Origin of the sequence: Pseudomonas sp. EYE_354, from assembly GCF_023148575.1 — a bacterium.
Taxonomy (GTDB): domain Bacteria; phylum Pseudomonadota; class Gammaproteobacteria; order Pseudomonadales; family Pseudomonadaceae; genus Aquipseudomonas.
Genome location: NZ_JAHXNQ010000002.1, coordinates 1 through 25,426, shown reverse-complemented (window position 1 = coordinate 25,426; position 25,426 = coordinate 1). Strand labels below are relative to the sequence as shown.

22 protein-coding genes and 6 tRNA genes are annotated in these 25,426 nt (G+C 61.8%); 19 read left to right on the top strand and 9 right to left on the bottom strand.

Annotation, left to right across the window (positions count from 1 at the left end; translation table 11 throughout):
- Positions 1 to 11: 11 nt before the first annotated feature.
- The 4 genes from fabA to KZX66_RS02755 all read right to left on the bottom strand — a co-directional run bounded on the left by fabA (position 12) and on the right by KZX66_RS02755 (position 5,726).
- Complete coding sequence (fabA, locus tag KZX66_RS02770; protein WP_010211704.1) at positions 12 to 527, bottom strand: 3-hydroxyacyl-[acyl-carrier-protein] dehydratase FabA; 516 nt, start codon at positions 525 to 527, stop codon at positions 12 to 14.
- A 249-nt stretch (positions 528 to 776) separates the two neighbouring features.
- On the bottom strand, positions 777 to 2,678 hold the full coding sequence (locus tag KZX66_RS02765; protein WP_248076163.1) for an ATP-binding protein: 1,902 nt from the start codon (positions 2,676 to 2,678) through the stop codon (positions 777 to 779).
- A complete protein-coding gene (locus KZX66_RS02760; RefSeq protein ID WP_248076157.1) occupies positions 2,675 to 3,604 on the bottom strand; it encodes an ABC transporter substrate-binding protein in 930 nt (309 codons plus the stop codon). The genes KZX66_RS02765 and KZX66_RS02760 overlap by 4 nt, the downstream gene beginning before the upstream one ends.
- A 1-nt stretch (position 3,605) precedes the next feature.
- Complete coding sequence (locus tag KZX66_RS02755; protein ID WP_348983786.1) at positions 3,606 to 5,726, bottom strand: TonB-dependent receptor; 2,121 nt, start codon at positions 5,724 to 5,726, stop codon at positions 3,606 to 3,608.
- Positions 5,727 to 5,921: 195 nt separating this feature from the next.
- On the opposite strand from KZX66_RS02755, the gene KZX66_RS02750 reads away from it, so the two are divergent.
- From KZX66_RS02750 to KZX66_RS02710, 9 genes are all read left to right on the top strand, one after another.
- Complete coding sequence (locus tag KZX66_RS02750; protein ID WP_248076155.1) at positions 5,922 to 6,947, top strand: NAD(P)H-dependent glycerol-3-phosphate dehydrogenase; 1,026 nt, start codon at positions 5,922 to 5,924, stop codon at positions 6,945 to 6,947.
- Between the two features lie 10 nt (positions 6,948 to 6,957).
- Positions 6,958 to 7,305 (top strand): DUF4389 domain-containing protein, encoded by a 348-nt coding sequence (locus KZX66_RS02745; RefSeq protein WP_248076147.1) that lies wholly within the window; start codon positions 6,958 to 6,960, stop codon positions 7,303 to 7,305.
- A complete protein-coding gene (gene sixA, locus KZX66_RS02740; protein WP_248076145.1) occupies positions 7,302 to 7,751 on the top strand; it encodes a phosphohistidine phosphatase SixA in 450 nt (149 codons plus the stop codon). Before KZX66_RS02745 ends, sixA begins: the two co-directional genes overlap by 4 nt.
- 84 nt (positions 7,752 to 7,835) lie before the next feature.
- Positions 7,836 to 9,488, top strand: coding sequence for an AMP-binding protein (locus KZX66_RS02735; RefSeq protein WP_248076130.1), 1,653 nt, complete (start codon positions 7,836 to 7,838; stop codon positions 9,486 to 9,488).
- A 30-nt stretch (positions 9,489 to 9,518) separates the two neighbouring features.
- Positions 9,519 to 9,962 (top strand): hotdog fold thioesterase, encoded by a 444-nt coding sequence (locus KZX66_RS02730; RefSeq protein ID WP_248076127.1) that lies wholly within the window; start codon positions 9,519 to 9,521, stop codon positions 9,960 to 9,962.
- A gap of 97 nt (positions 9,963 to 10,059) precedes the next feature.
- On the top strand, positions 10,060 to 10,863 hold the full coding sequence (locus KZX66_RS02725) for an alpha/beta hydrolase (protein ID WP_248076115.1): 804 nt from the start codon (positions 10,060 to 10,062) through the stop codon (positions 10,861 to 10,863).
- Positions 10,860 to 11,714, top strand: a complete 855-nt coding sequence (locus tag KZX66_RS02720) for an alpha/beta fold hydrolase (protein WP_248076112.1) — start codon at positions 10,860 to 10,862, stop codon at positions 11,712 to 11,714. Before KZX66_RS02725 ends, KZX66_RS02720 begins: the two co-directional genes overlap by 4 nt.
- A gap of 114 nt (positions 11,715 to 11,828) precedes the next feature.
- Positions 11,829 to 12,647 (top strand): DUF4892 domain-containing protein, encoded by an 819-nt coding sequence (locus tag KZX66_RS02715; protein ID WP_248076109.1) that lies wholly within the window; start codon positions 11,829 to 11,831, stop codon positions 12,645 to 12,647.
- A gap of 72 nt (positions 12,648 to 12,719) precedes the next feature.
- Positions 12,720 to 13,781, top strand: a complete 1,062-nt coding sequence (locus tag KZX66_RS02710) for an AI-2E family transporter (protein WP_248076106.1) — start codon at positions 12,720 to 12,722, stop codon at positions 13,779 to 13,781.
- Here the strand turns inward: KZX66_RS02710 and KZX66_RS02705 are convergent.
- Both KZX66_RS02705 and KZX66_RS02700 read right to left on the bottom strand, forming a co-directional pair.
- On the bottom strand, positions 13,778 to 14,818 hold the full coding sequence (locus tag KZX66_RS02705) for an ATP-binding protein (RefSeq protein WP_248076100.1): 1,041 nt from the start codon (positions 14,816 to 14,818) through the stop codon (positions 13,778 to 13,780). The genes KZX66_RS02710 and KZX66_RS02705 overlap by 4 nt on opposite strands.
- Entirely contained in the window at positions 14,818 to 15,582 is a 765-nt protein-coding gene (locus tag KZX66_RS02700; RefSeq protein ID WP_248076076.1) for a response regulator, read from the bottom strand. Before KZX66_RS02700 ends, KZX66_RS02705 begins: the two co-directional genes overlap by 1 nt.
- Before the next feature lie 259 nt (positions 15,583 to 15,841).
- Here KZX66_RS02700 and pyrF point away from each other — a divergent pair, with 259 nt between their 5' ends.
- Complete coding sequence (gene pyrF, locus KZX66_RS02695; protein ID WP_248076075.1) at positions 15,842 to 16,540, top strand: orotidine-5'-phosphate decarboxylase; 699 nt, start codon at positions 15,842 to 15,844, stop codon at positions 16,538 to 16,540.
- Between the two features lie 40 nt (positions 16,541 to 16,580).
- Here the strand turns inward: pyrF and KZX66_RS02690 are convergent, their stop codons facing one another.
- Entirely contained in the window at positions 16,581 to 17,588 is a 1,008-nt protein-coding gene (locus KZX66_RS02690; RefSeq protein WP_248076073.1) for an NADP-dependent oxidoreductase, read from the bottom strand.
- Between the two features lie 227 nt (positions 17,589 to 17,815).
- Between KZX66_RS02690 and KZX66_RS02685 the strand changes: the two genes are divergently transcribed.
- The 3 genes from KZX66_RS02685 (at position 17,816) to KZX66_RS02675 (ending at position 22,274) form a co-directional block, all read left to right on the top strand.
- On the top strand, positions 17,816 to 18,577 hold the full coding sequence (locus KZX66_RS02685; RefSeq protein WP_248076070.1) for an SDR family oxidoreductase: 762 nt from the start codon (positions 17,816 to 17,818) through the stop codon (positions 18,575 to 18,577).
- Between the two features lie 201 nt (positions 18,578 to 18,778).
- The gene (locus KZX66_RS02680) at positions 18,779 to 20,191 is read left to right on the top strand and encodes a PLP-dependent aminotransferase family protein (protein WP_248076067.1); all 1,413 of its coding nucleotides are present in this window, start codon (positions 18,779 to 18,781) and stop codon (positions 20,189 to 20,191) included.
- A gap of 115 nt (positions 20,192 to 20,306) precedes the next feature.
- Entirely contained in the window at positions 20,307 to 22,274 is a 1,968-nt protein-coding gene (locus tag KZX66_RS02675) for a methyl-accepting chemotaxis protein (protein WP_248076065.1), read from the top strand.
- Positions 22,275 to 22,310: 36 nt separating this feature from the next.
- Here the strand turns inward: KZX66_RS02675 and KZX66_RS02670 are convergent, their stop codons facing one another.
- Positions 22,311 to 23,123: an alpha/beta fold hydrolase gene (locus KZX66_RS02670; protein ID WP_248076054.1), complete on the bottom strand. Its 813-nt coding sequence runs from the start codon at positions 23,121 to 23,123 to the stop codon at positions 22,311 to 22,313.
- A 115-nt stretch (positions 23,124 to 23,238) separates the two neighbouring features.
- Complete coding sequence (locus KZX66_RS02665; RefSeq protein WP_248076045.1) at positions 23,239 to 23,997, bottom strand: hypothetical protein; 759 nt, start codon at positions 23,995 to 23,997, stop codon at positions 23,239 to 23,241.
- A 370-nt stretch (positions 23,998 to 24,367) separates the two neighbouring features.
- On the opposite strand from KZX66_RS02665, the gene KZX66_RS02660 reads away from it, so the two are divergent.
- The 6 genes from KZX66_RS02660 to KZX66_RS02635 all read left to right on the top strand — a co-directional run bounded on the left by KZX66_RS02660 (position 24,368) and on the right by KZX66_RS02635 (position 25,039).
- Positions 24,368 to 24,443 (top strand) — tRNA-Glu (locus tag KZX66_RS02660).
- A 3-nt stretch (positions 24,444 to 24,446) separates the two neighbouring features.
- A tRNA-Gly gene (locus KZX66_RS02655) sits at positions 24,447 to 24,522 on the top strand.
- A 104-nt stretch (positions 24,523 to 24,626) separates the two neighbouring features.
- A tRNA-Glu gene (locus tag KZX66_RS02650) sits at positions 24,627 to 24,702 on the top strand.
- A gap of 3 nt (positions 24,703 to 24,705) precedes the next feature.
- A tRNA-Gly gene (locus tag KZX66_RS02645) sits at positions 24,706 to 24,781 on the top strand.
- 103 nt (positions 24,782 to 24,884) lie between these two features.
- Positions 24,885 to 24,960: transfer RNA gene (locus KZX66_RS02640), tRNA-Glu, on the top strand.
- A gap of 3 nt (positions 24,961 to 24,963) precedes the next feature.
- Positions 24,964 to 25,039 (top strand) — tRNA-Gly (locus KZX66_RS02635).
- Positions 25,040 to 25,426 lie beyond the last annotated feature (387 nt).

The following is a 25,426-nucleotide window of genomic DNA, read 5'->3' as shown; positions in this document are numbered from 1 at the left end:
GCGGATAACCCTTAAAAGTTGTCAGTGGAAGTGAATACGCCGACCCGAAGGCCTTCGGCAGTATAGATCTCGCGACCGTCGACGCTCACCGAACCATCGGCGATGGCCAGGTTCAGCTTGCCCTTGAGGACGCGCTTGATTTGAATGTTGTAGGTGACTTTCTTGGCGGTCGGCAGGACCTGGCCAAAGAACTTCACTTCGCCCGAACCCAGGGCGCGACCGCGGCCCGGCAGGCCTTGCCAGCCGAGGAAGAAACCCACCAGCTGCCACATGGCGTCAAGGCCCAGGCAACCTGGCATCACGGGATCGCCTTCGAAATGGCAGGCGAAGAACCACAGGTCCGGGGTGATATCCAGCTCGGCGACCAATTCACCTTTGCCGTACTTGCCACCCTCTTCGCTGATATGGGTGATGCGGTCCACCATCAGCATATTCGGGGCGGGCAGTTGCGCGTTACCTGGGCCGAACAGCTCACCGCGACTGCAGCGCAGCAGGTCTTCCCGAGTAAAGGCGTTTTGTTTGGTCATGCGAGCTCCTCAATAATCCCATGCGGCAGGGTAGGGTAGATCTTCCCGAACCGAATGAAGCGTTCATGCCTCATGTCGGCAGCCTACACATAGACTATTGCGTTGTAGTGAAAGTCACAGCTTCAAGGCACTGAATGTACACTTGTTCACTGAAATGTTAAACCGGGCCTCTTTGCAGGCCCGTTCGGGTGCCTAAGACTGCCGCACTTTCGCCTTTCACGCCAGTCGCAGTTGGCTGATGGCGCGGCGCTACTGCACCCAACGCTGCAGTATTTGCTGCAAATCCGTACGTTTGAACGGCTTGGCCAGGTAATCGTTCATTCCTGCTGCCAGGCAGGCTTCGCGGTCGCCCTGCAACGCATTGGCGGTCAGCGCGATGATCGGCAGATCGGCGCAGCCCGGTAGTTGGCGAATCTGCCGAGTTGCCTCGTAACCGTCAACCAGCGGCAGCCGGCAGTCCATCAGGATCGCCGTGAAAATCAGGCTCTCGGCGCTGCGGATTGCCTCGGCACCGTCGACGGCCAGGCTCACTTCGAAACCCAGGCTGCGCAGCATGGCTTCCACCACTGTGCGGTTGACCGGGTTGTCCTCCACCAGCAGTACGTGGCGGCCATTGCCGGCGCCGGCTTTGCCGTCCGTGTTGGAGGCGAGCGCGGGCAGGCTGTGCTGGTCAATGGCCAGGGGAATTTCCAGGGTGAACACTGAACCGCGACTTTCTTCACTCTGGGCGCGCAGGGTGCCGCCCATGCGTTCGGCCAGCGTGCGGGCGATGGGCAGGCCCAGGCCGGTCCCGCCGTAACGTCTTGAAATGGAACTGTCGGCCTGCTGAAACGCGTCGAACATCAATTCCAGGCGCTCGGCGGAAATACCGATGCCGCTGTCGCGCACCGCGCAGGTGAACCACACCAGCTCATGGTCAAGGGGCTGCCATTGGGGCTCGACACTGACCGTGCCGTGTTCGGTGAACTTCAGGGCATTGCCGATCAGGTTCACCAGGATCTGGCGGATACGTGTGGGGTCGCCCTGCACCCGCAAGGCGTCCATGCCTGGCGCAATCGTCAGATCGAGCGCCAGCCCACGCTGCTGGGCGCTGTGCTGAAAGGCTTGGGCACAGCTGTTGATCAGGTCGGCCAGATTGAACGAAATATGTTCCAGCTCCAGCGCGGCGCGTTCGATGCGTGAGAAGTCGAGGATATCGTTGATCACCTTGAGCAAATGCTCGGTGGACTCAGAAGCCAGCGCCGCGTATTCGGTCTGCTCCTCCGTCATCTCGGTGGTTTCCAGCAATTGCAGCATGCCCAGCACGCCATTCATCGGCGTACGCAGCTCGTGGCTCATCATGGCCAGGAAGTCCGACTTGGCGTTGTTGGCGCGCTCGGCCTCTTCGCGGGTCTGGATCAACTGCGCCATGGCTTGCTGCTGCTCACGGCTGGCCTGGTTGAGGCCTTCGGCGAGGTTATTGATATGCCGGGAGAGGTCGCCCAGCTCGGAGTCATCCACAATCGGCAGTGGCGTCTTGTAGTCGCCTTGCTGGATCGCCTTGACCGCATGGCCCATGGCACTGATCGGTTGCGACAGGCTCGCGGCCAGGCGCCGGGCGAGCAGGTAGGTAAACAGCAAGGCGAACAGCGCGAGGATCGCGGCTTTAAACAGGATCTCCTGTTGGCGCTGGCTGAAGGCGTCGTTGGACATGCCGACGATCACCCGGCCCAGGTAATCGGCGCGGGGTGCCTTGGGTTCGTTGAGGTTGTCCTGGAAAAAGTCATTGCCCAGCTGGATATGCTGCAAGCGAATCGGGGCCTGGAATACTTTTACCGACAGCGATCTATCATGTTTTTCCGATGGCTGTTCGACGTAGACCAGGATGTTTTCGGTGGCGTCCTGAATCTCCAGGAAACGCACATGGGGCGTGGCCAGGGTGGCGCGCAGCAGGCTCTCGAGGACGTCGTTGTTGCCGGAAATCACCCCATACTCGGTGGCGGGGGCCAACTGGTTGGCGATCAACTGACCGGTATGGTCCAGTTCCTGGCGCAGGTCCTGGATACGCACGAACGTAAAGAAGCTGATCAACAGCAACGTCAGCAGCAGTGCCGGGCCCAAGGTAATGAGCTGCGTGCGGGTGTTGATATCCCAGCGACGGCGCAAGGTCATGGGCGTTTTTCTCCTTCGGCCAATCGGGCGGCGACGCTGGCTTCGTCGACCTCTTCAATGCCCAGTGAGCGCGCGACTTGCGGGTTGCCCACGACTTTGAAGTGCTCGGGGTACAGCGCCCGTGGCCAAGTGGCCGGCGGGTGGTCCAGCAGACGGTCGAGTACCGCCAGCCAGTCAGACTGGTCGCTGTAGGTGCTGGCCAGGCTGCCGGCCTTCACAAAACCGGCGTTGGGCCCCACCAGCGGCAACTGCTGGGCGTAGCTGCTGAGCAGCAGGTTTTTCGCGGTTTTCGGGTTGTACAGTTGCGGGTCGTCCAGGCCGAGCAAAACGTCGCTGTTCCTGAACAGGGTTTGCAGCGCACGGCTGTCATTGGTGTTGTCCCAGCGCTGGGGCACGATTTCCAGTTGCAACGCGGCTGCATGCTGGCGCAGCTCGGGCAGCAGGAATTCACTTTCTGCGCCATAGAGCACGCCGACGCGCCGCGCCTGAGGCAGGATGCGGTTGATCAGTTGCAGTTGGCGCGCCAGGGGAGGGTCGCTCCATAACAGGCTTATGCGCGCATGCTGCAAAGCCCCTGGGCGCTGGTGGGCCTGCAGCCGGCTGATCCGCAGCACCAGGGTCGGTGGGCCCAGGGGATCTCGCAGTCGCCAGTCGAGTCCCGGCAGGTCCAGCAAGATCAGGCGCGTTTGGGCCGGCAATCCGTTGGGGGAGGGCAAGTCGCTGAGGGGCTTGAACGTGATGCGGTCTTCGGGGCGTTGTTCGGCCAGGGCGCGGGTAAAGGCCTGCACCCCGGCACCGTCTTCGGCGGCGGTGAGCAGGATGTCGGCACTCCATGCCGGTGTCGCCAGCAGCAGGCACGCGAGCACCACGACGCGTCGCCAGAGCGTATGGATAAGGACGAAGGTCATCCGTGACGGGGTGTCCATGTCAGAACTCTAACTCCGCGCTGAAGTAGAGCACATGGCGATGGTCGTAATTGTTATCGGCCCATGTGGTGGGCTGATTGTCCAGACGTTGTTGCAACATGCCGGCCAGCTCCACGTTGGCTTTGCCCAAGGCAATGCGCTTGGCCACCCGCAGGTCGACCCGTTCGAAGCGATATTGATTGAGCGCGTCGTCGCCATAGTAGAAGAGCGCACTTGACCAGCCCTGACCCCATTCACGCAGCCAGCCGGCCGAGCCACTGTTGCGTGCGGTTTGCGCTTTGTCCCGCGGGTTGCTGGAGGTGGCGTCGACATAAGCGTAGGTCAGGCGCAGGCGGTCGGCGTTGCTCACGCGCCAGTCGAACTGCGACTCGGCCCCGGTGAACCGCGCGCTGTTGGCGTTGCTGGCAATGTACTGGTTGTTGCGCAGCGGCGAGCTGATCATGTCGGTGATTTCGTCGTAGAACAGCTTCACGTCCATGTTCAATCCGATGTCGGCAAAGAACCCGTTGTAGCCTAATTCCCGCGAGCGCATCAGTTCTTTGTCGAGGTTGCCCGGGCCGCGGGTCTTTACGAAGTACTGCCCGGAGCCCTGCCCGTAGGCGGGGGAGCTGAGGTTGGTGACGCGGTAGCTCCAGTTGACATTGTTCTCGAACATGTCCGGCGAACGGATCGCCTCGGAGTACACCGCGCGCAGGCCGTGGCGCGGGTTGATCAGGTAGTTGACCGCCACCCGTGGTGTCAGCGAGGGGCCGCTCAGGTGCGTGTCCTCGAACATGGCGCCGCCTTGCAGCAGCCAATGCTCGCTGGCGCGCCATTCCAGTTGGCCGAACAGGCGCCAGGTGGTGTCGTCCAGGGTGCCGTTGAAGTAGGTGTCCGAGTCGGCGCGGTCGTAGCGGTAGTTCATGCCGCTGACCAGGCGCAGGCTGTCGGACAGGCTGAGGGTGTCCTGGATTTCCAGGTCGTAGCGACTTTCACGGGTGCTCTGGTCGATGTCGCCGCACACGCTCTGGTTGGCGCCATTGCGCCATTGGTCAAGCACCTGGTTGGCCAGCGCCTGTTCGGCAGCGCTGCCCGGCGGCGCCGTGCCCTGGCTGTAGGTGTCCATATGCCGGGCGAGCAATTCGGCGTAGTTGGGGTTGATTTGCCACAACTGAGTCAGCTCGGGGCTGAACGACACCTTGGCGTCGCAGGCTTTCCAGATCTGCCGGCGGTCCCACTGTTGCGCTGAACCCTGGATATACAGGCTGTGTTCGGGGTTGAAGTCGAAGTTCCAGCGCAGCGAGCCCGCGTAGTCTTTGGCACTGACGTCTGAGTTGTTGCCGCCTTCGGTAATCCCGGCGAAAACCGGGGTGTAGGTATACGGGCGCTGGTTGGTACCTTCCTTGGCGTCCAGTTGCATGTCGATGCTCTGCTGCGTGTTCAGTGTCTGGCTCACCGCCAGGCTGAAGCGGTTGAGGCGCCGGCCGTCACGACGGTCGGCACCGGCGGCATCGCTGTCAAAACCGTCGTCTTGTTGCCCGGACAGCGACAGGCGCAAATCACCGGTGTCCCAACCCACGCCCTGGCTGGCATAAAAGTCGTTGATCCCGCGTTCGCCGCGAATGACCTTTACCCGAGAGCCGTGGCTGTTAGCCGGGGAACGCGTGAGAATATTCACCACCGCCATCAAGGCATTGGCGCCGTAGCTGACGGTGTTGGGGCCGCGAAAGACTTCGATGCGCTCGATATCTTCCATGGCCACTGGAATGTCGCTCCAGTCGACGGTGGCCAGGCCTGCGCGGTACACCGAGCGACCGTCGATCAACACCTGCATGCGTCGTGCGTCGCTGGCGCTGGTGCCGTGGTAGTTCACCGCCGCCTGGTTGCCGGTGGTGTAGCCGACCATCATGCCCGGCACCAGGCGCAGCAGTTCGCTGATGTCCCGAGCGCCGCTGGCCTTGATCAGCTCGCTGTCGATCACGGTCATGCTGCCGGGCACGGCGGCCGCCGATTGCTTGAGCCGCGTGGCGGTCAATACCTGCGGCAGTGGCTGGGCTTCGAGGAACAGGTCGTCGGCCAGCACGGCACCACTGCACAGCAGCATCAGCAACAGAGATGAACGGGGAGGAGGGCCCAAATGCACGACACGGCCTTGATAATGACGAATAGCCGCCCATGTTAACTGAGGCGCGGCCATTTGCCAGTCGCCGCCCTTGCAATTACTTCACACAGGCATGGCATTTTCCGACAGACGCACGAATTGACACGGGGGCTGGCCGCAAGCGGGTCGGCCCGTATAATGCCGCCATCGCCACTGGTATGGATTAACGGATTGCATATGACTGAACAGCGCCCTATTGCGGTCCTGGGAGGCGGAAGTTTTGGTACCGCCGTGGCTAACCTGCTGGCCGAGAATGGCCATGTGGTGCGCCAGTGGATGCGCGATCCCGAGCAGGCCGAGGCCATTCGTGTGCATCGGGAGAACCCGCGTTACCTGAAAGGCATCAAGATTCATCCGGCGGTCGAGCCGGTGACCGACCTGCAGGCCACGTTGACTGCCAGCGACCTGTGCTTTGTCGCGCTGCCGTCCAGTGCGTTGCGTTCGGTGCTGGCGCCTCACGCCGACCGCCTGGCGGGCAAAATGCTGGTCAGTCTGACCAAGGGCATCGAGGCACAGACCTTCAAGCTGATGAGTGAAATTCTTGAAGAAATCGCCCCCAAGGCGCGCATTGGCGTGCTGTCGGGGCCGAACCTGGCGCGGGAAGTGGCTGAGCATGCGCTCACCGCCACGGTGGTCGCCAGCGAAGACGAAGCCTTGTGCGAGCGCGTTCAAGCCGTGCTGCATGGCCGCACGTTTCGCGTCTATGCCAGCGGCGATCGTTTCGGCGTCGAGCTGGGTGGGGCGCTCAAGAATGTCTACGCGATCATCGCCGGGATGGCGGTGGCCCTGGGCATGGGCGAAAACACCAAAAGTATGCTGATTACCCGCGCGCTGGCAGAAATGACCCGTTTCGCGGTGAACCAGGGTGCCAACCCGATGACCTTCCTGGGGCTGGCGGGCGTGGGCGACCTGATCGTCACCTGCTCGTCGCCGAAAAGCCGCAACTATCAGGTGGGGTTCGCACTCGGCCAAGGCTTGAGCCTTGAAGACGCGGTGACGCGCCTGGGTGAAGTGGCCGAGGGGGTCAACACCCTCAAAGTGCTCAAGGCCAAGGCCCAGGAAGTGGGGGTGTACATGCCGCTGGTCGCCGGGCTGCACGCGATCCTGTTTGAAGGGCGCACGTTGAATCAGGTCATCGAGCTGCTGATGCGCGCCGAACCGAAAACCGATGTCGACTTTATTTCCACCAGTGGTTTCAACTGAGGAACGCGTCATGAACGACCCCAAAGCAGCCCCCAAGTACGAATCCATTGTGCTGCGCATTCTGTGGATGCTGGTGTTTGCCCTGGTGTGGCAAGTCGCGCAGTTCCTGCTCGGTGCACTGGTTGTGGTGCAGTTGATCTACCGTCTGGTCTACGGGGCACCGAACCTGGGCCTGATGAACGTTGGCGACAGCCTCAGCCAGTTTCTTGCCCAGATCGGACGCTTCGGCAGTTTTCATAGCGAGCAAAAGCCTTGGCCGTTCGCCGACTGGCCAACCCCGCGCGCGCCCGAGGGCGAGCCCGCCCACAGCGTACCGCCGGCGCCGCACCCGGTGCGTGATGAAGAGCCGAAACTGTGAAACTGTGGATCTTGCGCCACGGTGAGGCCGAAGGGCATGCCCGTACCGACGCCGAGCGCAACCTGACCGAGCATGGCCGTGGCGAGGTGTTGCGCAGTGCCGCGCACCTGATCGGTCAACCCCTGAGCGCCATCATTGCCAGCCCGTATGTGCGGGCGCAGCAGACCGCGCAACTGGTGCGCGAGGCGCTGGGGTTTGAACCTGAGATCCGCACGGTGGCGTGGCTCACGCCCGACGGCAACCCGCTGCAGGTGCTGCAACAGCTCGACACCGACGACACTGTGCTGCTGGTCAGTCATCAACCCTTGGTCGGCAGCCTGATCAGCTTTTTGCAGCATGGTCATCAGCGCCAGCCGCAACCGATGTTCACTGCCAGCCTGGCGGAACTGGAGGGTGACTTCCCGCTGGCGGGGCTGATGAGCCTGGTGAGTGTGAAGAACCCATAGGCGTGCGCGCGGCGTTGTGTGTGCTATATAGTCAACCAAGCAAGTGCTTGGTTGGCTATGGTGGACCACAAAGGAGCGCGCCCCATGTCTGTCGCAGTCCGTTTGCCGTTGCAGGTTTTCTTCGAACGTGAGGCGCGACATCCGCGCCAGCCTTTTCTGGTGCAGCCCATTGGCGGCGGCCAAGTGCAGGCGCTTTCCTGGGGGGATGCAGCGCACCAGGCCCGTTGCGCCGCGCACTGGCTGCGCGCCCAGGCGTTGCCCCAGGGCTCGCACATTGCCCTTATCTCGAAAAACTGCGCGCACTGGATCATTGCTGACCTGGCGATCTGGATGGCCGGGCATGTCTCGGTTCCGCTCTATCCCAACCTCACCGCTGAATCCGTCGCTCACGTACTCAATCATTCCGAAGCGGCGCTGGTGCTCGTCGGCAAACTTGATGACTGGCCGGCCATGGCCCCTGGCGTACCGCACGGATTACCTACGATAGGCTTGCCGCTGTGTCCGCCAGGCGCGTTCGACTTCAGCTGGACCGATCTGCAAGCCTGCGCGCCGATCAACGACAACCCCGCACCTGACGCTGGCGACCTTGCCACCATCATCTACACCTCCGGCACCACCGGCCTGCCCAAAGGTGTCATGCACAGCTTCGGCGCCCTGGGTTTTGCCGCCACCTATGGCACAGAGCTGTTTGGCCTGGGGGAGGGTGACCGGCTGCTGTCGTACTTGCCGCTGTGCCACGTGGCGGAGCGGATGTTTGTGGAGATGGCCTCGATCTATACCGGGCAAACCGTGTTTTTCGCCGAGAGCCTGGAGACCTTTCTGACGGACTTGCGCAGGGCGCGGCCGACAGCATTGTTCGGCGTGCCGCGCATCTGGACCAAATTCCAGCTGGGCGTGTACGCCAGGATCCCGCAGAAACGCCTCGATACCCTGCTGAGCTTGCCGTTTATCGGCAAGCGCGTGGGCCATAAGGTGCTGGCCGGTCTGGGGCTGGACGCGTTGCGCATTGCGCTGTCGGGCGCGGCACCGGTTCCCGAAGCGCTGCTGCGCTGGTATCTGCGCCTGGGCCTGGATGTGCTGGAGGTGTACGGGATGACCGAGAGTTGCGGCTACTCACACGTGTGCCGGCCCGGCCAGCAGAAAATCGGTTGGATCGGCATGCCGTGCCCAGGCGTCGAGGTGCGGATCGACGCGTCGGGCGAAGTGCAGGTGCGCAGCGGTGCGACCATGCTTGGCTACTTCAAGGACCCGGAGAAAACCGCCGAAACACTCACTGCCGATGGCTTCCTGCGTACGGGCGACAAAGGCGAGCAGGACGCCGACGGCCGCTTGCGCCTGACGGGACGCCTCAAGGAAATCTTCAAGACCAGCAAGGGCAAATACGTCGCCCCGGCACCGATCGAGAACCGCCTGGCCGAGCACGCGCACATTGAGCAGGTGTGCGTGGTGGGCGATGGCCTTGTCGCGCCCATCGCGTTGTGCGTGCTGGCGACGGTGGGCGGCGATGACCGACAAGCCGTACGCAACAGCCTTGAACGCTGGCTGGAACAGGTCAACCAAGGGCTGGATAAACACGAACGTCTGCGCCAGTTGGTGGTGGTCAAGGACAATTGGGCGGTGGAAAACGGCTTTCTGACACCGACCCTGAAAATCAGGCGCGCCATCATCGAGTCGACTTACGGCGCACAATTGCCGGTGTGGAGCGAGCGTTCCGAGACCGTTGTGTGGCAGGATTAGGCTCATCATAAAACCGACAAGGACAATCGTATGAGCCTGTGGCGCACCCAACCGAATATCGAACAGCTAAACGCGGCCCAGAAAAACACCATCGGTGAACTGCTGGATATCCGCTTTGAAAGCTTCGACGACGATTCCCTGACCGCCAGCATGGTGGTCGATCACCGCACCCATCAGCCCTACGGCCTGTTGCATGGTGGCGCCTCGGTGGTGCTGGCCGAGAGTGTCGGCTCCACGGCCGCTTACCTGTGCATTGATCCCAGCAAGTTCTATTGCGTGGGGCTGGAGGTGAATGCCAATCACCTGCGTGGTGTGCGCAGCGGGCGGGTGACGGCGGTGGCCAAGGCGATTCATATCGGCCGCACCACGCAGGTGTGGGACATTCGCTTGACCACCGAGGATGGCAAGACCAACTGCGTGTCGCGCCTGACCATGGCGGTGGTGCCGCTGGGCGAGAACCCGCCGGCGCGATAGGCGCGGCGTGAGTGTCATCATTCCTGGCAGTTACAGTCATTGCCGGGTTGGCCAGGCCTGGTGACAATCCACTTTTGTTTTTGCAGATGGGTCCGGTATGTCGCAGCACGTGTTTTTTGCTCACGCCAATGGCTTCCCTTCGGCCACGTACGGCAAGTTGTTTGCCGCCCTGGCTCCGGAATACGCAGTGGCTCACCTGCCGCAGCACGGTCACGACCCCAGGTTTCCAGTGGACGACAACTGGCAGAACCTGGTGGATGAGTTGATCCACCATCTGGAGCAACAGCCAGAACCGGTGTGGGGCGTGGGTCACTCCCTGGGAGGCGTGTTGCATCTGCATGCGGCGTTGCGCTGCCCGCAGTTGTATCGCGGGGTGGTGATGCTTGATTCACCCGTGCTGACCCGCGCCGATCGCTGGGTGATCCGCGCCGCCAAACGCTTCGGTTTTATCGATCGTCTCACCCCGGCCGGACGCACCCTGGGCCGTCGTGAGGAGTTCAGTGACCTTGACGCTGCACGCAGTTATTTTGCCGGCAAGACCCTGTTCCGTGGCTTCGACCCGGAATGCTTCGAGGCCTACCTGCAACATGGTCTTTACCAGGCGGGCGATCGCCTGCGGTTGCGCTTCGATCCGGCCACCGAAATCAGTATCTACCGGGGTGTACCCCATACCAGCCCGGGCCAGGTGCGCCAGTTGAAGGTGCCGCTGGCGGTGGTGCGCGGGCGCCAGAGCCGTGTGGTGATGCGTCACCATGCCAGCGGCGTGGACCGCCTGCCCATGGGCGAAATGCTCACCATGCCGGGCGGGCACATGTTCCCTCTCGAGCGCCCTCAGGACACCGCCGCGTTGATCAAGAACCTGTTCGCCCGCTGGCAACTCCGTGAGCGCAGTTGCGCATGAGCACGCCGGTAGAAGAAGTCCGCCTGAGCCTGCCTCACATCGAATTGGCCGCGCATCTGTTCGGCCCCGAAGACGGTTTGCCGGTGATTGCCCTGCATGGCTGGCTGGACAACGCCAACAGCTTTGCGCGTCTGGCGCCGAAGCTGCGGGGCCTGCGCATCGTGGCATTGGACATGGCGGGGCACGGGCATTCGGCGCATCGTCCTGCGGGAGCCGGTTATGCCTTGTGGGATTATGTCTTTGATGTGCTTCAAGTGGCTGAGCAACTGGGTTGGAAACGTTTTGCATTACTTGGTCATTCCCTTGGCGCCATCGTTTCCCTGGTGCTGGCCGGCGCCATGCCGGAACGGGTGACGCACCTCGGTTTGATCGACGGTGTCATCCCCCCGACGGCCAGCGGCGAGAACGCGGCGGAGCGTCTGGGCATGGCGCTGCAGGCGCAATTGAACCTGCAAGGCAAGCATAAGCCGGTCTACAACACCCTGGATCGCGCGGTTGAAGCACGCATGAAAGGTTTGGTGGCCGTCAGTCGTGAAGCCGCCGAACTGCTGGCCCAACGCGGTTTGATGCCGGTGCCGGAGGGGTATACCTGGCGTACCGATAGCCGTCTGACCCTGGCTTCGCCGGTGCGTTTGACCGACGAACAAGCCATGGCTTTCGTGCGGCGTGTCGCGTGCCCTACGCAGTTGGTGGTGGCGGCCGATGGCATGTTGGCGAAACATCCCGAATTGCTTTCCCAACTACCCTTTACCGTCGCGACGCTGCCAGGCGGCCATCATTTACACCTCAATGATGAGCCCGGCGCCGTGCTTGTTGCAGACTGTTTCAATCGGTTCTTCTTCGCGCCTTGACTTGGGGCGGTCAACTGCCGAGGCTGGGCGGATTGAAAGGGAGTCAACCATGAACAATCTCAACCACGCGCTCAACGCTGCCGTGACCTCCAATGGCCAGGGCGCGTTGAGCTTATGAGCGTGCGCAATGGATGTATCCGTATCCTCGGGCTGAGCCTTCTCAGCCCATTGGTCTTCGCTGCCGACGTACCGGGTAGTCAGGACCTGCCCTCCGTGGCCCGTCAGATCGACGCACAAATCGTCGATTACCGCCCCGCCGAAGAAAAAGAACGCATCTACCCCATGGGCGCGATTCGCAAGATCAGCGGCCAACTGCGCTATGAAGGCCAAGCCACCGCGCGCGGCCAAGCCACGGCGATCACCTACGAGATGCCCTCCGAGCACAGCTCCGAGGCGGCGTTTACCGCCACCCGCGAAGCGTTGCAGGCCAAGGGGGCGCAACTGTTGTTCTGGTGCAAGGCCCGTGACTGTGGCGAAAGCAGCCTGTGGGCCAACGAGATTTTCGGCAATGCCAAACTGGTCGGTGCCGACGGTCAGCAGGAATACCTGCTGCTGCGTCTGGCCGCACCGCAGGACAATTCCCTGATCGCGCTGTACGGCATCACCCGCGGCAACCGCCGTGCCTACCTGCATGTGGAGCAATTGGATGCCAGCGCGCCGCTGGGCGACCTGCTCCCCACCTCGGCAACCCTGTTGCGCGAGTTGAAAAGCACGGGCGAGCTGGACTTTCCCGCGTTGGGCGGCGAGCCTGATGCGACCTGGGTCACCTTGATTTCCCGTGGCTTGAACCTCGACACCACCTCTCGCATCAGCTTGACCGGCCCGACAGCCGAAGCCTGGCGCCAGGCCCTGGTCGACAGCGGCGTGCGCGCTGCGCGTCTGGAAACCGGCAGCGCTGAAACCAAAGGTCTGCACCTGCATCTGATACGCTGACCCCTGCAAGGCGAACGGACCCGTGCCGTTCGCCTAAGCTATCTTCCTACAGCCTTCTTCTCGAGAAACCCCATGCTCAATAACGATCGCCTGCTGGTGCAAATCCTGCTGCTGGTGCTTTTTGGTGCCAGCGTCTGGGTGATGGCGCCGTTCTGGTCGGCGCTGTTCTGGGGCGCGGTACTGGCGTTTGCCAGTTGGCCGCTGATGGTGTTGCTGACACGTTGGCTGGGCGGCCGTGAGTCCCTGGCCGCCGGCATCCTCACCCTGGGCTGGATGTTATTGGTGGCGTTGCCGTTGGTATGGCTGGGGTTCAACCTGGCGGACCACGTGCGTGACGTCGTGGCGTTGATCAAGGACATTCAGGTCGACGGCCTGCCCGAGGCACCGACCTGGCTGGGCTCGATCCCCTTTGTCGGGGAGCGCCTGGTCGGCATGTGGGACAGCATCGACCAGCAGGGCGCGGCATTGATGGTCAGCCTCAAACCTTACCTGGGCCAGGTGGGCAACTGGTTGCTGGCGCGCAGTGCGCAGATCGGCGGGGGCATCCTCGAGCTGACCCTGAGCCTGGTGTTCGTGTTCTTTTTCTATCGCGATGGCCCGCGTTTGGCGATGTTCGTCCACCGTCTGCTGGAGCGCCTGATCGGTGACCGCGCCGGTTACTACATCGAACTGGTGGCCGGGACCGTACAGCGGGTGGTCAACGGTGTGATCGGCACGGCTGCCGCCCAGGCCGTGCTTGCGCTGATCGGCTTTCTGATCGCCGGTGTACCGGGCGCGCTGGTGCTGGGGATCGTGACCTTCCTGCTCAGCCTGATCCCCATGGGGCCGCCGCTGGTGTGGATCCCGGCCACGGCCTGGCTGGCGTGGAAGGGCGATTACACCTACGCGGTGTTCCTGGGGGTTTGGGGCACCTTCATCATCAGCGGCGTGGACAACGTGCTTAAACCGTACCTGATCAGCCGTGGCGGCAACCTGCCGCTGGTGATCGTGTTGCTCGGGGTGTTCGGCGGTTTGATCGCCTTTGGCTTTATCGGCCTGTTTATTGGCCCAACCCTATTGGCGGTGGCCTACAGCCTGCTGACGGATTGGAGCGCCACCCATGCCCAGGGCCGCCGGGAAGATAAAACCCTTTAAGCCCTCGGCAGCCACATCACCGCCGTCAGACCGCCGCCTGAGGTCTCTTCCAAACTCAGGCGGCCGCCCAGGCGTTCCACGGCATCTTTGGCAATGGTCATGCCCAGGCCGACGCCGCCGGAATTGCGATTGCGCGAGCCTTCCAGGCGGAAAAAGGGTTCGAACACCGCCTCGCGTTTGTCGGCGGCAATCCCTGGTCCGTGGTCGATCACGCGGATAACCAGGGCTTCGCGGCTATCGGCAAGTTCGATCCGTGCCATGCCGGCGTAGCGCAGGGCGTTGTCGATCAGGTTGTTCAAACATGAGCGCAGGGCCATCGGTTGTACCTGCAAGGGCACGCAGGTGCCGGCCACCTGCACGTCCGAGCCCTGGTCCTGGGCATTTTCACTCATCGACTCCACCAGCGCCTGCACGTCCAGCCAGTGCCGGGTTTCGCTGGTGCGCTGTTCGTGCAAATAGCTCAGGGTGGCATCGAGCATGCCGATCATGTCGTCGAGGTCCTGGCGCATCTGGCCCTGTAGCTTGGTGTCCTCGATCTGTTCCAGGCGCAGCTTGAGGCGTGACAGCGGGGTGCGCAGGTCGTGGGACACGGCGCCGAGCATGCGCGCGCGCTGACTGACCTGTTCGCGAATGCGCTTTTGCATCAGGTTGAAAGTCGAGGCCGCCTGCCGCGCCTCCCGCGGGCCCGACTCATCAAGGGGCGGGCTGTTGAGGTCGAGGCTTAAACGCTCCGCCGCCTCGCTGAGGCGTTGGATCGGCCGGCTCAGCAGTTTGGCGCCGTACCAGGCTGCGATGATCAGTGAGACGAATTGAAACGTCAGGGGCACCACCGGCCCGCCGAACCAGGGCCGTGAATGCTTCTCGCGCATCGGCGCCATGCTTCCGTCCGGCAGCTCGATAAACCGCTCGGGGGGCGGCGGCGGAGGCGGGTGCCCGTAATGGTGAAACCAGAAGAACGCCAATGCATGGGCCAGCACAATCGCCACCAGCAACACGCCAAACAGCCGACCGAACAGTGTGTTGAAGGGGGCCCGCATCAACCGATATCCCGCGCGTCGAACAGGTAGCCCTCACCGCGCACGGTCTTGATCAACTGCGGGGCCTTGGGGTCATCCCCCAGTTTTTGGCGCAGGCGCGAGACCAGCAGGTCGATGCTGCGATCAAAGGCTTCGATGGAACGACCACGGGCCGCATCGAGCAATTGTTCACGGCTCAATACCCGGCGCGGGCGCTCGATAAACACCCACAACAGGCGAAATTCGGCGTTGGACAGTGGCACCACCAGGCCATCGTCGGCCACCAGCTGGCGCAGCACGCTGTTGAGGCGCCAATTATCGAAGCGGATGTTGGCGCGTTGCTCGGTGCGGTCATCGCGCACGCGGCGCAGGATGGTCTGGATGCGTGCCACCAGCTCGCGCGGTTCGAACGGCTTGGACATGTAGTCGTCGGCGCCCAGCTCCAGGCCGATGATGCGGTCGGTGGGCTCACAGCGGGCGGTGAGCATCAGGATTGGAATGTCCGACTCCGCGCGCAGCCAGCGGCATATCGACAGGCCGTCTTCGCCCGGCAGCATCAGGTCGAGTACCACGACATCAAAAGTGTCGGCTTGCATGGCCAGGCGCATCGCGGCGCCGTCGGTCACGCCCGTGGCAAAAATATTGAAGCGGGCCAGGTAGTCGATCAGCAGTTCGCGGATCGGCACATCGTCATCGACGATCAGCGCACGGGTGTTCCAGCGTTTGTCATCGGCGATTACCGCGCCTTTTTGCTCGTCTTTCACTGGGACAAGAGGGGTCTGCATAGTGCGATCATCTGCCTGATTGTTGCGGTCAGCATAGGCGCCCAGCCCCATGGCTGGAAGTGCTGGTCGGTGGGTCGTGCCAGGGAGGCTAGCGTTCGTGCGTGTTGGGGGGATGTCGTGAATGTATCGGCTTTGAAATAATTGTTATAAATACAGGCCTGATGGCGGTTGGTCAGTATTTACCGATCATCGGATCCCGCAACGGCGCCGCTTGCGCTACAATCCGCGCCGATTTCGACTTGCCTGAGAGCCCATTCCAATGTCCGTCTGCCAGACTCCTATCATCGTCGCCCTGGATTACCCCACCCGTGACGCCGCACTGAAGCTGGCTGACCAGTTGGACCCCAAGCTTTGCCGGGTCAAGGTCGGCAAGGAACTGTTCACCAGTTGTGCCGCGGAAATCGTCGGCACCCTGCGTGACAAAGGCTTCGAGGTGTTCCTCGACCTCAAATTCCACGATATCCCCAACACCACCGCGATGGCGGTCAAGGCGGCCGCCGAGATGGGCGTGTGGATGGTCAACGTGCACTGCTCCGGCGGCCTGCGCATGATGACTGCCTGCCGCGAAGTGCTGGAACAGCGCAGCGGCCCCAAGCCCCTGCTGATTGGTGTGACCGTGCTGACCAGCATGGAGCGCGAAGACCTGGCCGCCATCGGCCTGGACATCGAACCCCAGGAGCAGGTGCTGCGCTTGGCGGCCCTGGCGCAAAAAGCCGGCCTGGATGGCCTGGTGTGTTCGGCGTTGGAAGCGCAGGCGTTGAAAACCGCCCATCCATCGCTGCAACTGGTGACGCCGGGGATCCGTCCGGCGGGCAGCGCCCAGGATGATCAGCGCCGTATTCTGACCCCGCGCCAGGCATTGGACGCAGGCTCCGACTACCTGGTGATCGGCCGTCCGATCAGCCAGGCAGCGGATCCGGCGAAGGCGTTGGCGGCAGTCGTGGCCGAGATCGCCTGATCAAGCACAATGTGGGAGTCCGCTCCCACATTGGCTGTGTTTAGCTGACCTTCAGCACCAACTTCCCAAAGTTCTCGCCGTTGAACAACTTCATCAACGTCTCCGGGAACGTCTCCAGCCCCTCCACGATATCTTCCTTGCTCTTGAGCTTGCCTTGCGCCATCCAGCCGGCCATTTCCTGCCCGGCAGCGGCAAAGTTCGCCGCGTGGTCCATCACCACGAAGCCTTCCATCCGCGCACGGTTCACCAGCAGTGACAAATAGTTGGCCGGGCCTTTCACCGCTTCCTTGTTGTTGTACTGGCTGATGGCACCGCAAATCACCACCCGTGCCTTCAACGCCAGACGGCTGAGCACGGCGTCGAGGATGTCGCCACCGACGTTATCGAAATACACGTCCACCCCTTTAGGGCATTCGCGCTTGAGGGCGGCGGGCACGTCTTCGCTCTTGTAATCGATGGCTGCGTCGAAGCCCAGTTCATCGACCAGGAACTTGCACTTGTCCGCACCACCGGCAATGCCGACCACGCGGCAGCCCTTGAGCTTGGCGATTTGCCCGGCAATGCTGCCGACGGCTCCGGCCGCGCCGGAAATCACCACCGTTTCGCCGGCTTTGGGTGCGCCGGTTTCCAGCAGCGCGAAGTAGGCGGTCATGCCGGTCATCCCCAATGCCGACAGGTAGCGCGGCAGAGGCGCCAGTTTCGGGTCGACCTTGTAGAAACCGCGCGGCTCACCCACGAAGTAATCCTGCACCCCGAGGGCGCCGTTGACGTAGTCGCCGACCGCGAATGCCGGGTTTTTGGAGGCAATCACTTGGCCTACCCCCAGCGCACGCATCACGTCGCCAAGGCCGACGGGCGGGATGTAGGACTTGCCCTCATTCATCCAGCCGCGCATGGCCGGGTCGAGTGACAGATATTCGTTGCGTACCAGCACCTGCCCATCCTGTGGCGTGCCGACCGGCACTTCCTGGTAGGTGAAGGTATCCCGTGTGGCCGCGCCGACCGGGCGTTTGGCGAGCAGGAATTGGCGGTTGGTCTGGGCGGTCATGGCAGCGACTCTTTAGAAATGAGTCATGAGTGATAGACCTTCACGGAGCGCTGAGCAAGGTCAGTGCAAGGGGCGAATGCTGGTCGATAGGCCCCGTTGATAGTGAGCCGGGTAGCCTTATCACTCCCATTCATACAACGCTAACTGGCCTTTTGATAGTGCTGACGCGCGCGTCCCGACGTTGGCTAGACTCGATCCACCGCACTTTCCTCCATAGGACATCCCCCATGAGCATGACGTTTTCCGGCCAGGTCGCCCTGGTGACTGGCGCTGCTGCCGGTATTGGCCGCGCCACTGCGTTGGCGTTCGCCGCTGAAGGCCTGAAGGTCGTGGTTGCTGATCTGGATGTGGCGGGGGGCGAAGGCACCGTCGCAATGATCCAGCAAACCGGTGGCGAGGCGCTGTTTGTGCGCTGCAACGTCACCCTGGAGGCGGATGTGCAACAAATGATGGCTCAGACGCTCAGTGCCTACGGTCGCCTGGACTACGCGTTCAATAACGCGGGGATAGAAATCGAGAAGGGCAAGCTGGCGGACGGCAGCCTGGATGAGTTCGACGCGATCATGGGCGTCAACGTCAAGGGGGTGTGGTTGTGCATGAAGTACCAACTGCCGCTGCTGCTCGCCCAAGGCGGCGGTGCCATCGTCAACACGGCGTCGGTGGCCGGCCTGGGGGCTGCGCCGAAGATGAGTATTTATGCGGCCTCCAAGCACGCAGTGATCGGCCTGACCAAGTCGGCGGCTATCGAGTACGCAAAGAAGAAGATCCGCGTGAACGCCGTCTGCCCGGCGGTGATCGACACGGATATGTTCCGCCGCGCCTATGAAGCGGACCCGCGCAAGGCCGAGTTCGCCGCAGCCATGCACCCGGTTGGGCGGATCGGCAAGGTCGAGGAAATCGCCAGTGCCGTGCTGTATCTGTGCAGCGACGGGGCCGCGTTTACCACTGGGCATGCCCTGGCGGTGGACGGTGGTGCGACGGCGATCTAGGACCTTGCGCCCCACACCATTCGAAAAGGATTGGCGTGCTGTGGGGCGTTTCCAAAGCTGGCAAAACGCTGCGATCGAATGTGTATCACCAGGTAAATAACTCAATAAAATCAATAATTTAATAAGTTTTCACCAGCGGTCTCCACGGGCTTCTGTGCTTAACTCTTCGGGTTGAAATCAGACAGTTGAAGTGAGTGGCTCATGGATTTAGGGATTGATCGACAAGCCCTTGTACCGGTGGTGCAGCAAATCGTCAGTGCAGTGGCGGAGTGGATTCGCAAGGACGGGGTGAGCCCCGGCACTCGCTTGCCGTCCATCCGGCAGTTGGCGCTGGATAACCTGCTCAGTCAATCCAGCGTGATCGAGGCATTTGAACGGATGGTTGCCCAGGGGCTGCTGGCTCCGCGGCCGGGGGCGGGGTTTGTGGTGGCCCAACCGTCGGTCCAGACCGAGGGCCACTGGTACGAAGGCGCGGAACGGGAGTGGGGCGCCTTTGCCGATAACCCGTTGGGAGAGTTGAAACTTGGCTGCGGCTGGTTGCCGGATGCCTGGCATGAAAGCGATGACATCCGCTACGCCATCCGTGAAGTGGCCCGTTCCGACACCGCTGGGCTGTTCAACTACAGCACCCCCCTGGGTCTGCCGGTGCTGCGCGAGCAACTGCTCAAGCACCTGACCCGGATTCACATCGCCACCAGCCTGGACCGCATCCTCACTACCGCAGGTGCCAGCCATGCTCAGGACCTGCTGATACGTACGTTACTCAGAGCGGGTGACAGCGTGGTGGTTGAAACCCCGGGCTATGGCAACCTCTATCGGCAACTGACGTTCCAGGGCGTGCACCTCTTGTCAGTGCCGCGCACCCGAGGCGGGCCGGACCTGTCGGTGCTGGAGGCACTGTTGCAGCAGCATCGGCCCAAATGTCTGTTCATCCACAGTCTTTATCACAACCCTACCGGGACCAGCCTGTGTCGCGCGGTCGCTGAGCGTTTGCTGGAGCTGGCGCGTCGCGATAACTTCCTGATCATTGAAGAGGACGTCTACGGTGATTTGCAGCACGCCAGTTGCACGCGGCTGTCGGCGCTGGCCCAGGACGATCGTGTGATCTATATCGCGAGTTTTTCCAAGACCTTGAGCAGTGCCTTGCGCGTCGGCTATCTCTGCGCGAGCACGGCGATTATCACCCAATTGGTCAGCCTCAAGACCTTGACCGGCTTCGGTACCTCGCGGTTTGCCGAGGCGGTGGTCGCCACGCTGCTGGCCAATGGCACGTACCGCAAATGGGTGCAGCGCCTGCGTAAACGGCTGCGTACGGACATGGCTGCTACCTTGCAGGTGCTCGATGACGAAGAGTGGGAGGTCTTTGCTGTACCGGCCGGCGGCATGCTGGTGTGGGCGCGACCCCCTGGGGGCGAGCTTTCGCGTCTACAAGCGTGTGCCCGGCGACTGGGGGTGTTGTTATCGCCTGGGGCGTTATTCAGTCCGACCGGCGAACCCAGCCAGTGGCTGCGCATCAATGTGGCCTATGCTACTGATCAGCGGGCCTTGGAACTGTTCCGGACCATGGGACCCGCCAGATCGACCTCGACCATTCTGAAAACGACGAGCGTGTAGCTTTTTGCCGTTATTGCGGCGTCAACGCCTTGTGCTCAGGGGCTGGTCGTTGCGAATCTCGTGTCTTGTCTATCGGGCTTGATGGCATCTGCCATTGCAAGAGGGGTCAAGTGCAATGATTTCGGGCGTGCAACGACGTTTTGCCAACCTCGGTATGGCAAAAAAACTGGGCTTGGGCTTCACCTTGGTGCTGCTTTTGACGGCCTTGGTCGCGGCGATCGGCGTGTGGTCCCTGCAAACCGTTGGTCAGCGCTTCGAAGGCCTCAAGGCCATGTCCGCGCTCAGCAGCGGCTTGATGAAGGTGCGCCTGATCGAGCAGGACTATGCGTTGCATGCCGACCCCAAGGCGGTCGATGCGCTGCATGAAAGCGTGGACGCCCTGGCGGCCCAGGCAGCCAGTCTCAAGGTCCAGTCTGCTGCGAATGGCCCGGTGATGGCCGAGGTCGAACAGGCCCTGGCTGCGTACCGCAAGGCGTTCGATGAGTTTGTGGAGTTGAGCCAGACCAAGGACCTGGCGCTGGAAATGGCCAGTTGGTCGGTGTCCAGCGTGGCCAATAACCTCGACGTGTTGCAGGCTGGGCTGGCGGATGATGGCACCTATGGCCTCAAGGAGAGCCAGGGCAAGGAAGGCGCTGAGTTTATCGAGCAAGCGGGGCAGGTCAGTCAGGTCTCACGCTTGATGTTGCAGGCCATGAACGAGGCCCATGTGCGTCTGAACCAGAGCCGCAGGGCAGATGCGCAAGAGGCCGAGCAAGGCAAGATCGAGCAGGCCGACCAGGCGCTGGCGCAGGTCGAGCAGTTGAAGACGGCGGTGAAGGATCCTGGCTACCAGACGGTGCTCAACGAAGTCTCGGGGCATATCGCCGCCTTCGGCGAGAAACTGGGGGAATACACCGGCCTGTTGGCGCAAGAGAAAGTGGTCTACAAGCAATTGCATGACCGGGCGGAGCAGGTGGTCAGTCGGGTCAGTCAGGCCTATGAGGCTGAAGACCTGTCGATGCAGGCGCAACTGAAAAAAAGCGCGATGTTGATCATCGGGTCGTCGGCCTTGGCACTGCTGGTTGGGCTGATGGCGGCCTGGGTGATCACACGTCTGATCGTTGCGCCGCTACGCAGCGTGATCGCGGTCGCGCAGCACATTGCCGCCGGTGACCTGAGCGGACGCATGGAGGTCAGTCGCACTGATGAAATCGGCCAGTTGATGCACGCGATGCAGCAGATGGGCAACGGCTTGAGCCAGATGGTCAGCGGGCTGCAAGCCGGTATCGAGCAACTGGCCAGCTCGGCGCATTCGCTGTCCAGCGTCACCGAACAGACCAATGTCGAGGTCAGCAGCCAAAAGGAAGAAACCGAGCAGGTGGCCACGGCGATGAACCAAATGACCGCCACCGTGCACGACGTGGCGCGCAACGCCGAACAAGCCGCGCAGGCCGCGCAGACGGCGGACGACAAGGTCGACAGCGGCCAGCAGGTGGTGCGCCAGAGCTTGCAGCGCATTGAGTTGCTGGCCAATTCCAGCAGCAGTGCCAGTGCGAGCATCGAGAGCCTCAGCGCCGAGATCCAGAACATCGGCACCGTGTTGGGCGTGATCAAAAGCGTGGCCGAACAGACCAACCTATTGGCGCTGAACGCCGCCATCGAAGCCGCCCGTGCCGGTGAGCAGGGCCGTGGTTTTGCTGTGGTCGCCGATGAAGTGCGGGCACTGGCCAAGCGTACTCAACAATCGACCGAAGAAATCGAACGGCTGGTCAGCACTTTGCGCAGCGCGGCGCAGTCGTCGGTGCAGCAGATCCAACAAAGTGGCGAGTTGGTGAAGCTGGCGGTCAGTGATGCGCTGGAAACCGAAAGTGCGTTGGGCAGCATCGCCGCGGCAGTGTCGTTGATCCAGCAGATGAATCAGCAGATCGCCGCCGCTGCCGAGGAGCAAAGCTCGGTGGCTGAGGAAATCAACCGCAGCGTCACCAGTATCCGTGCCAGCGCCGATCAGTCGGCGTTGAGCATGCAGGGCAATGCCGCGTCGAGCATCCAGTTGGCGCAGTTGGGAGCAGAGCTCAAGGGCATGGTGGGGCACTTCCGCCTGTGACGGCCGCGAAGGCGCGGCGATCACAGGGGAGGGCGGTCAGGCGTGGTTGGCGAGGAACGTCAGCAAGGCTTCGTTGACGAAGTCCGGGTTTTCCTGGCTTGAGATGTGCCCCGCGTCCGGGATCAGCGTCAGTGCGCAGCCAATCAAGTTGGCCATCTCCTGCGACTCGGCCGGTGGGCGGGGTTTATCCTGCTCGCCGCACATCACCAATGTGGTATCGGTGTCCAGGCGCGGCAGTTGCTCCCGTACATCCTCGCGACTGAAGATCAATCGGCCCAATGGCACGATGCTGTCGAGCAGGCGGTCTCGGGGAAAGCCCTGCAAGGACCGGCGAAAATCCTGATACAGCGCCGATTCGCGGTCTATGCCGGGGCGGAAGAAGATCGGCGCGATCACGTCCAGCAATGCCTCGGGGATGGCGCCGGCGTCTTCGATAGTCTTGAACAGTGAGAAATAGTAGTGGCGCGTCTCGTCGGGCTCGGCCCCGAGGTAGGTGTCCATCAGCACCAGGCTGTTGACCCGCTCAGGCGCCAGCAGCGCCAGGCGTGCGCCCCACATGCCGCCGACCGAGAGCCCCACCAGATTGATTTGCGCGATGTCCAGTTGGTCCAGCAGGGCCAGTGCCTGGCGTGCAAGGTCGTCGAGGGAGCGGGTTTGCGAGGGCAACGGGCCTGATTCGCCATGGCCCCACAACTCGGGCACGATCACACGGTACTGTTGCGCCAGGGCTTCAATTTGAGGCGCCCACATATCGCGGCTCCACAGGTAGCTGGAGCCCAGGAGGACGGCCGGGCCGGTGCCCTGGTCGACGTAATGCAGCGGTTGTCCATCAATCATGACGACAGGCATGGCAAGCCTCTAACTTCACGGAGTGAGGGCACTTTTTTACGCGAGTCGCGGGCGGGGGGATAGGTGCAAAGTGATGGCATCTGGCGAACAGCGTTCGCCAGAGGAGGGGTGCTGATCAGTCGTAGATGACTTTCTTTTTCCACTCAGCGTCGGCGTCAGCGGCCTTCATGCCCTCGGTCAGTTCGCTGACCTCTTCGACTGCCTGTTTGCTGTTGGCCAGAACCGTGGAGTTGGCGCGGGCCAGTTGGCCTTCGAGCAACTGCAGTTGTGCACTGTACAGCACCGGCTCGGTTTGTTTGCGCAGGTACTGTACGCCACGTTCAAAAGCGAGGCGCGCCTGGCCCGGCTGGCCTTCTTGCAGGGCGTGCTGGCCGAGGTTGTTGAAGAACTCGATGTGCAGCAGGACCAGGATATGGCGAATTTCCTTGATCCAATGCTTGGCTTCGTTGGAGGGCAGGAAGCCGTCCTGGGCAGCGCGGGTGACCTGGCCGTGCAAGGCTTCGAGCAGGAAGCGCACGTCCTTGGCCTTGGCTTCGGTCTGAATCGGCGCCGGCGGGTTGTTCACCGGAATGGATTCGCCCTGAGCCACCAGCGTATTGAGCTCAGTGATCCGTGCCTTGAGCGGCGCGCTGTTTTTGTTGAGGTTCAATAAGCGCTGGTTGACGTTGAGCTCCAGGCGGGTCAGCAACAATTTGAGTGCCGGCGTCATCAACTGGCCTGGAAAGGTCTCGGTGATTTCACCGCAACGACGCATCCGATCATGGAGTTCGATCTGAGTGCGCTGCTTTTCCAGCTTGTTGTTTTCCACCACGTGGTTCATGTAGCCAATGGCGATCAGTATTGCAATCCCGGCTATTACCAGCAGGGTGATCATGAGTGGTGTCACCGGTGTGACCTCTTTGTAGGGTTTACAGTGGAGTGTAGTGACTGGACCGGCGATCGGATAGGACCGATCGACCAGTTGCCCAGGTAGTTTCTTCTATATTAGTAGGCGATCCCTGCGTAGATGCACATTGCCATCATTTGCCGGGGCGAACTATAGCGTCTTGTCGGGCGCCAGAATATAGGCGCCAGGGCCTGGGCGTGCAGAATGCCCAGGCAGGCCAGTAAACCCGGGGGAAGTCATTGATTTTAATAAATTTATCCTTGGGGGTTGACGATGTCCCAATCCATCCATAGAATGCGCGCCACTTAAAGCGTAAAGCACACAGCGAAACGCCTTGAGTAGTGAATGTTGTACGTGTGTCCCCTTCGTCTAGTGGCCTAGGACACCGCCCTTTCACGGCGGTAACAGGGGTTCGAGTCCCCTAGGGGACGCCATATGCGGGAATAGCTCAGTTGGTAGAGCACGACCTTGCCAAGGTCGGGGTCGCGAGTTCGAGTCTCGTTTCCCGCTCCAAGTTTAAGCAGTGTGGCTCTCGGGCGGCATTGAGTGAAACCAGGACCACGTCTTCGGATGCGGCCTCTGGGCACTGAAATACACACCATGTGTTTCAGTAGCGTGTCCCCTTCGTCTAGTGGCCTAGGACACCGCCCTTTCACGGCGGTAACAGGGGTTCGAGTCCCCTAGGGGACGCCATTTGCGGGAATAGCTCAGTTGGTAGAGCACGACCTTGCCAAGGTCGGGGTCGCGAGTTCGAGTCTCGTTTCCCGCTCCATTTTAAGCAGTGTTGCCTTCGGGCGGCATTGAGTGAAACCAGGACCATGTCTTCGGATGCGGTCTCTGGGCACTGAAATACACACCATGTATTTCAGTAGCGTGTCCCCTTCGTCTAGTGGCCTAGGACACCGCCCTTTCACGGCGGTAACAGGGGTTCGAGTCCCCTAGGGGACGCCATATGCGGGAATAGCTCAGTTGGTAGAGCACGACCTTGCCAAGGTCGGGGTCGCGAGTTCGAGTCTCGTTTCCCGCTCCAAATATTGCGCTACAGAGTTCCACTGAATTCTGTAAGTGATTGAAATAAGGGCCTTTAGGCCCTTTTTTCGTTCCGGCGGGAACCACTGAAATCCAGCAATATCCGGTGCTTTTAAGTCCAGGATTGAGTCCAGAATCCTGACGCGTACCGAATCGGTTTGATGCTGGAGCAGTTTGCGCAACGAGATGAGCATGTGGCCCTGACTCTGTTCAGGAGCTCGCGATGGCACTCTCAGAAACGACAGTTCGGCACGCCCGAATTGTAGTGGTCAACTAATCCCGGACACGACGTTAAGTTTTTTTTCGGCCTGAGCCGGTGGCAGCCCACCATTAAATTGGTGCGGTCGAATCCAGTTGTATCGGTGCATCAAAAAATGGCTGATATCCC

Excerpts from the sequence above, each read along its gene's own strand:
- fabA (WP_010211704.1), bottom strand. The coding sequence starts at position 527 with ATGACCAAACAAAACGCCTTTACTCGGGAAGACCTGCTGCGCTGCAGT.
- KZX66_RS02765 (WP_248076163.1), bottom strand. The coding sequence starts at position 2,678 with ATGACCTTGCGCCGTCGCTGGGATATCAACACCCGCACGCAGCTCATT.
- KZX66_RS02760 (WP_248076157.1), bottom strand. The coding sequence starts at position 3,604 with ATGGACACCCCGTCACGGATGACCTTCGTCCTTATCCATACGCTCTGG.
- KZX66_RS02750 (WP_248076155.1), top strand. The coding sequence starts at position 5,922 with ATGACTGAACAGCGCCCTATTGCGGTCCTGGGAGGCGGAAGTTTTGGT.
- KZX66_RS02745 (WP_248076147.1), top strand. The coding sequence starts at position 6,958 with ATGAACGACCCCAAAGCAGCCCCCAAGTACGAATCCATTGTGCTGCGC.
- KZX66_RS02735 (WP_248076130.1), top strand. The coding sequence starts at position 7,836 with ATGTCTGTCGCAGTCCGTTTGCCGTTGCAGGTTTTCTTCGAACGTGAG.
- KZX66_RS02730 (WP_248076127.1), top strand. The coding sequence starts at position 9,519 with ATGAGCCTGTGGCGCACCCAACCGAATATCGAACAGCTAAACGCGGCC.
- KZX66_RS02725 (WP_248076115.1), top strand. The coding sequence starts at position 10,060 with ATGTCGCAGCACGTGTTTTTTGCTCACGCCAATGGCTTCCCTTCGGCC.
- KZX66_RS02720 (WP_248076112.1), top strand. The coding sequence starts at position 10,860 with ATGAGCACGCCGGTAGAAGAAGTCCGCCTGAGCCTGCCTCACATCGAA.
- KZX66_RS02715 (WP_248076109.1), top strand. The coding sequence starts at position 11,829 with ATGAGCGTGCGCAATGGATGTATCCGTATCCTCGGGCTGAGCCTTCTC.
- KZX66_RS02710 (WP_248076106.1), top strand. The coding sequence starts at position 12,720 with ATGCTCAATAACGATCGCCTGCTGGTGCAAATCCTGCTGCTGGTGCTT.
- KZX66_RS02705 (WP_248076100.1), bottom strand. The coding sequence starts at position 14,818 with ATGCGGGCCCCCTTCAACACACTGTTCGGTCGGCTGTTTGGCGTGTTG.
- KZX66_RS02700 (WP_248076076.1), bottom strand. The coding sequence starts at position 15,582 with ATGCAGACCCCTCTTGTCCCAGTGAAAGACGAGCAAAAAGGCGCGGTA.
- pyrF (WP_248076075.1), top strand. The coding sequence starts at position 15,842 with ATGTCCGTCTGCCAGACTCCTATCATCGTCGCCCTGGATTACCCCACC.
- KZX66_RS02690 (WP_248076073.1), bottom strand. The coding sequence starts at position 17,588 with ATGACCGCCCAGACCAACCGCCAATTCCTGCTCGCCAAACGCCCGGTC.
- KZX66_RS02685 (WP_248076070.1), top strand. The coding sequence starts at position 17,816 with ATGAGCATGACGTTTTCCGGCCAGGTCGCCCTGGTGACTGGCGCTGCT.
- KZX66_RS02680 (WP_248076067.1), top strand. The coding sequence starts at position 18,779 with ATGGATTTAGGGATTGATCGACAAGCCCTTGTACCGGTGGTGCAGCAA.
- KZX66_RS02675 (WP_248076065.1), top strand. The coding sequence starts at position 20,307 with ATGATTTCGGGCGTGCAACGACGTTTTGCCAACCTCGGTATGGCAAAA.
- KZX66_RS02670 (WP_248076054.1), bottom strand. The coding sequence starts at position 23,123 with ATGCCTGTCGTCATGATTGATGGACAACCGCTGCATTACGTCGACCAG.
- KZX66_RS02665 (WP_248076045.1), bottom strand. The coding sequence starts at position 23,997 with ATGATCACCCTGCTGGTAATAGCCGGGATTGCAATACTGATCGCCATT.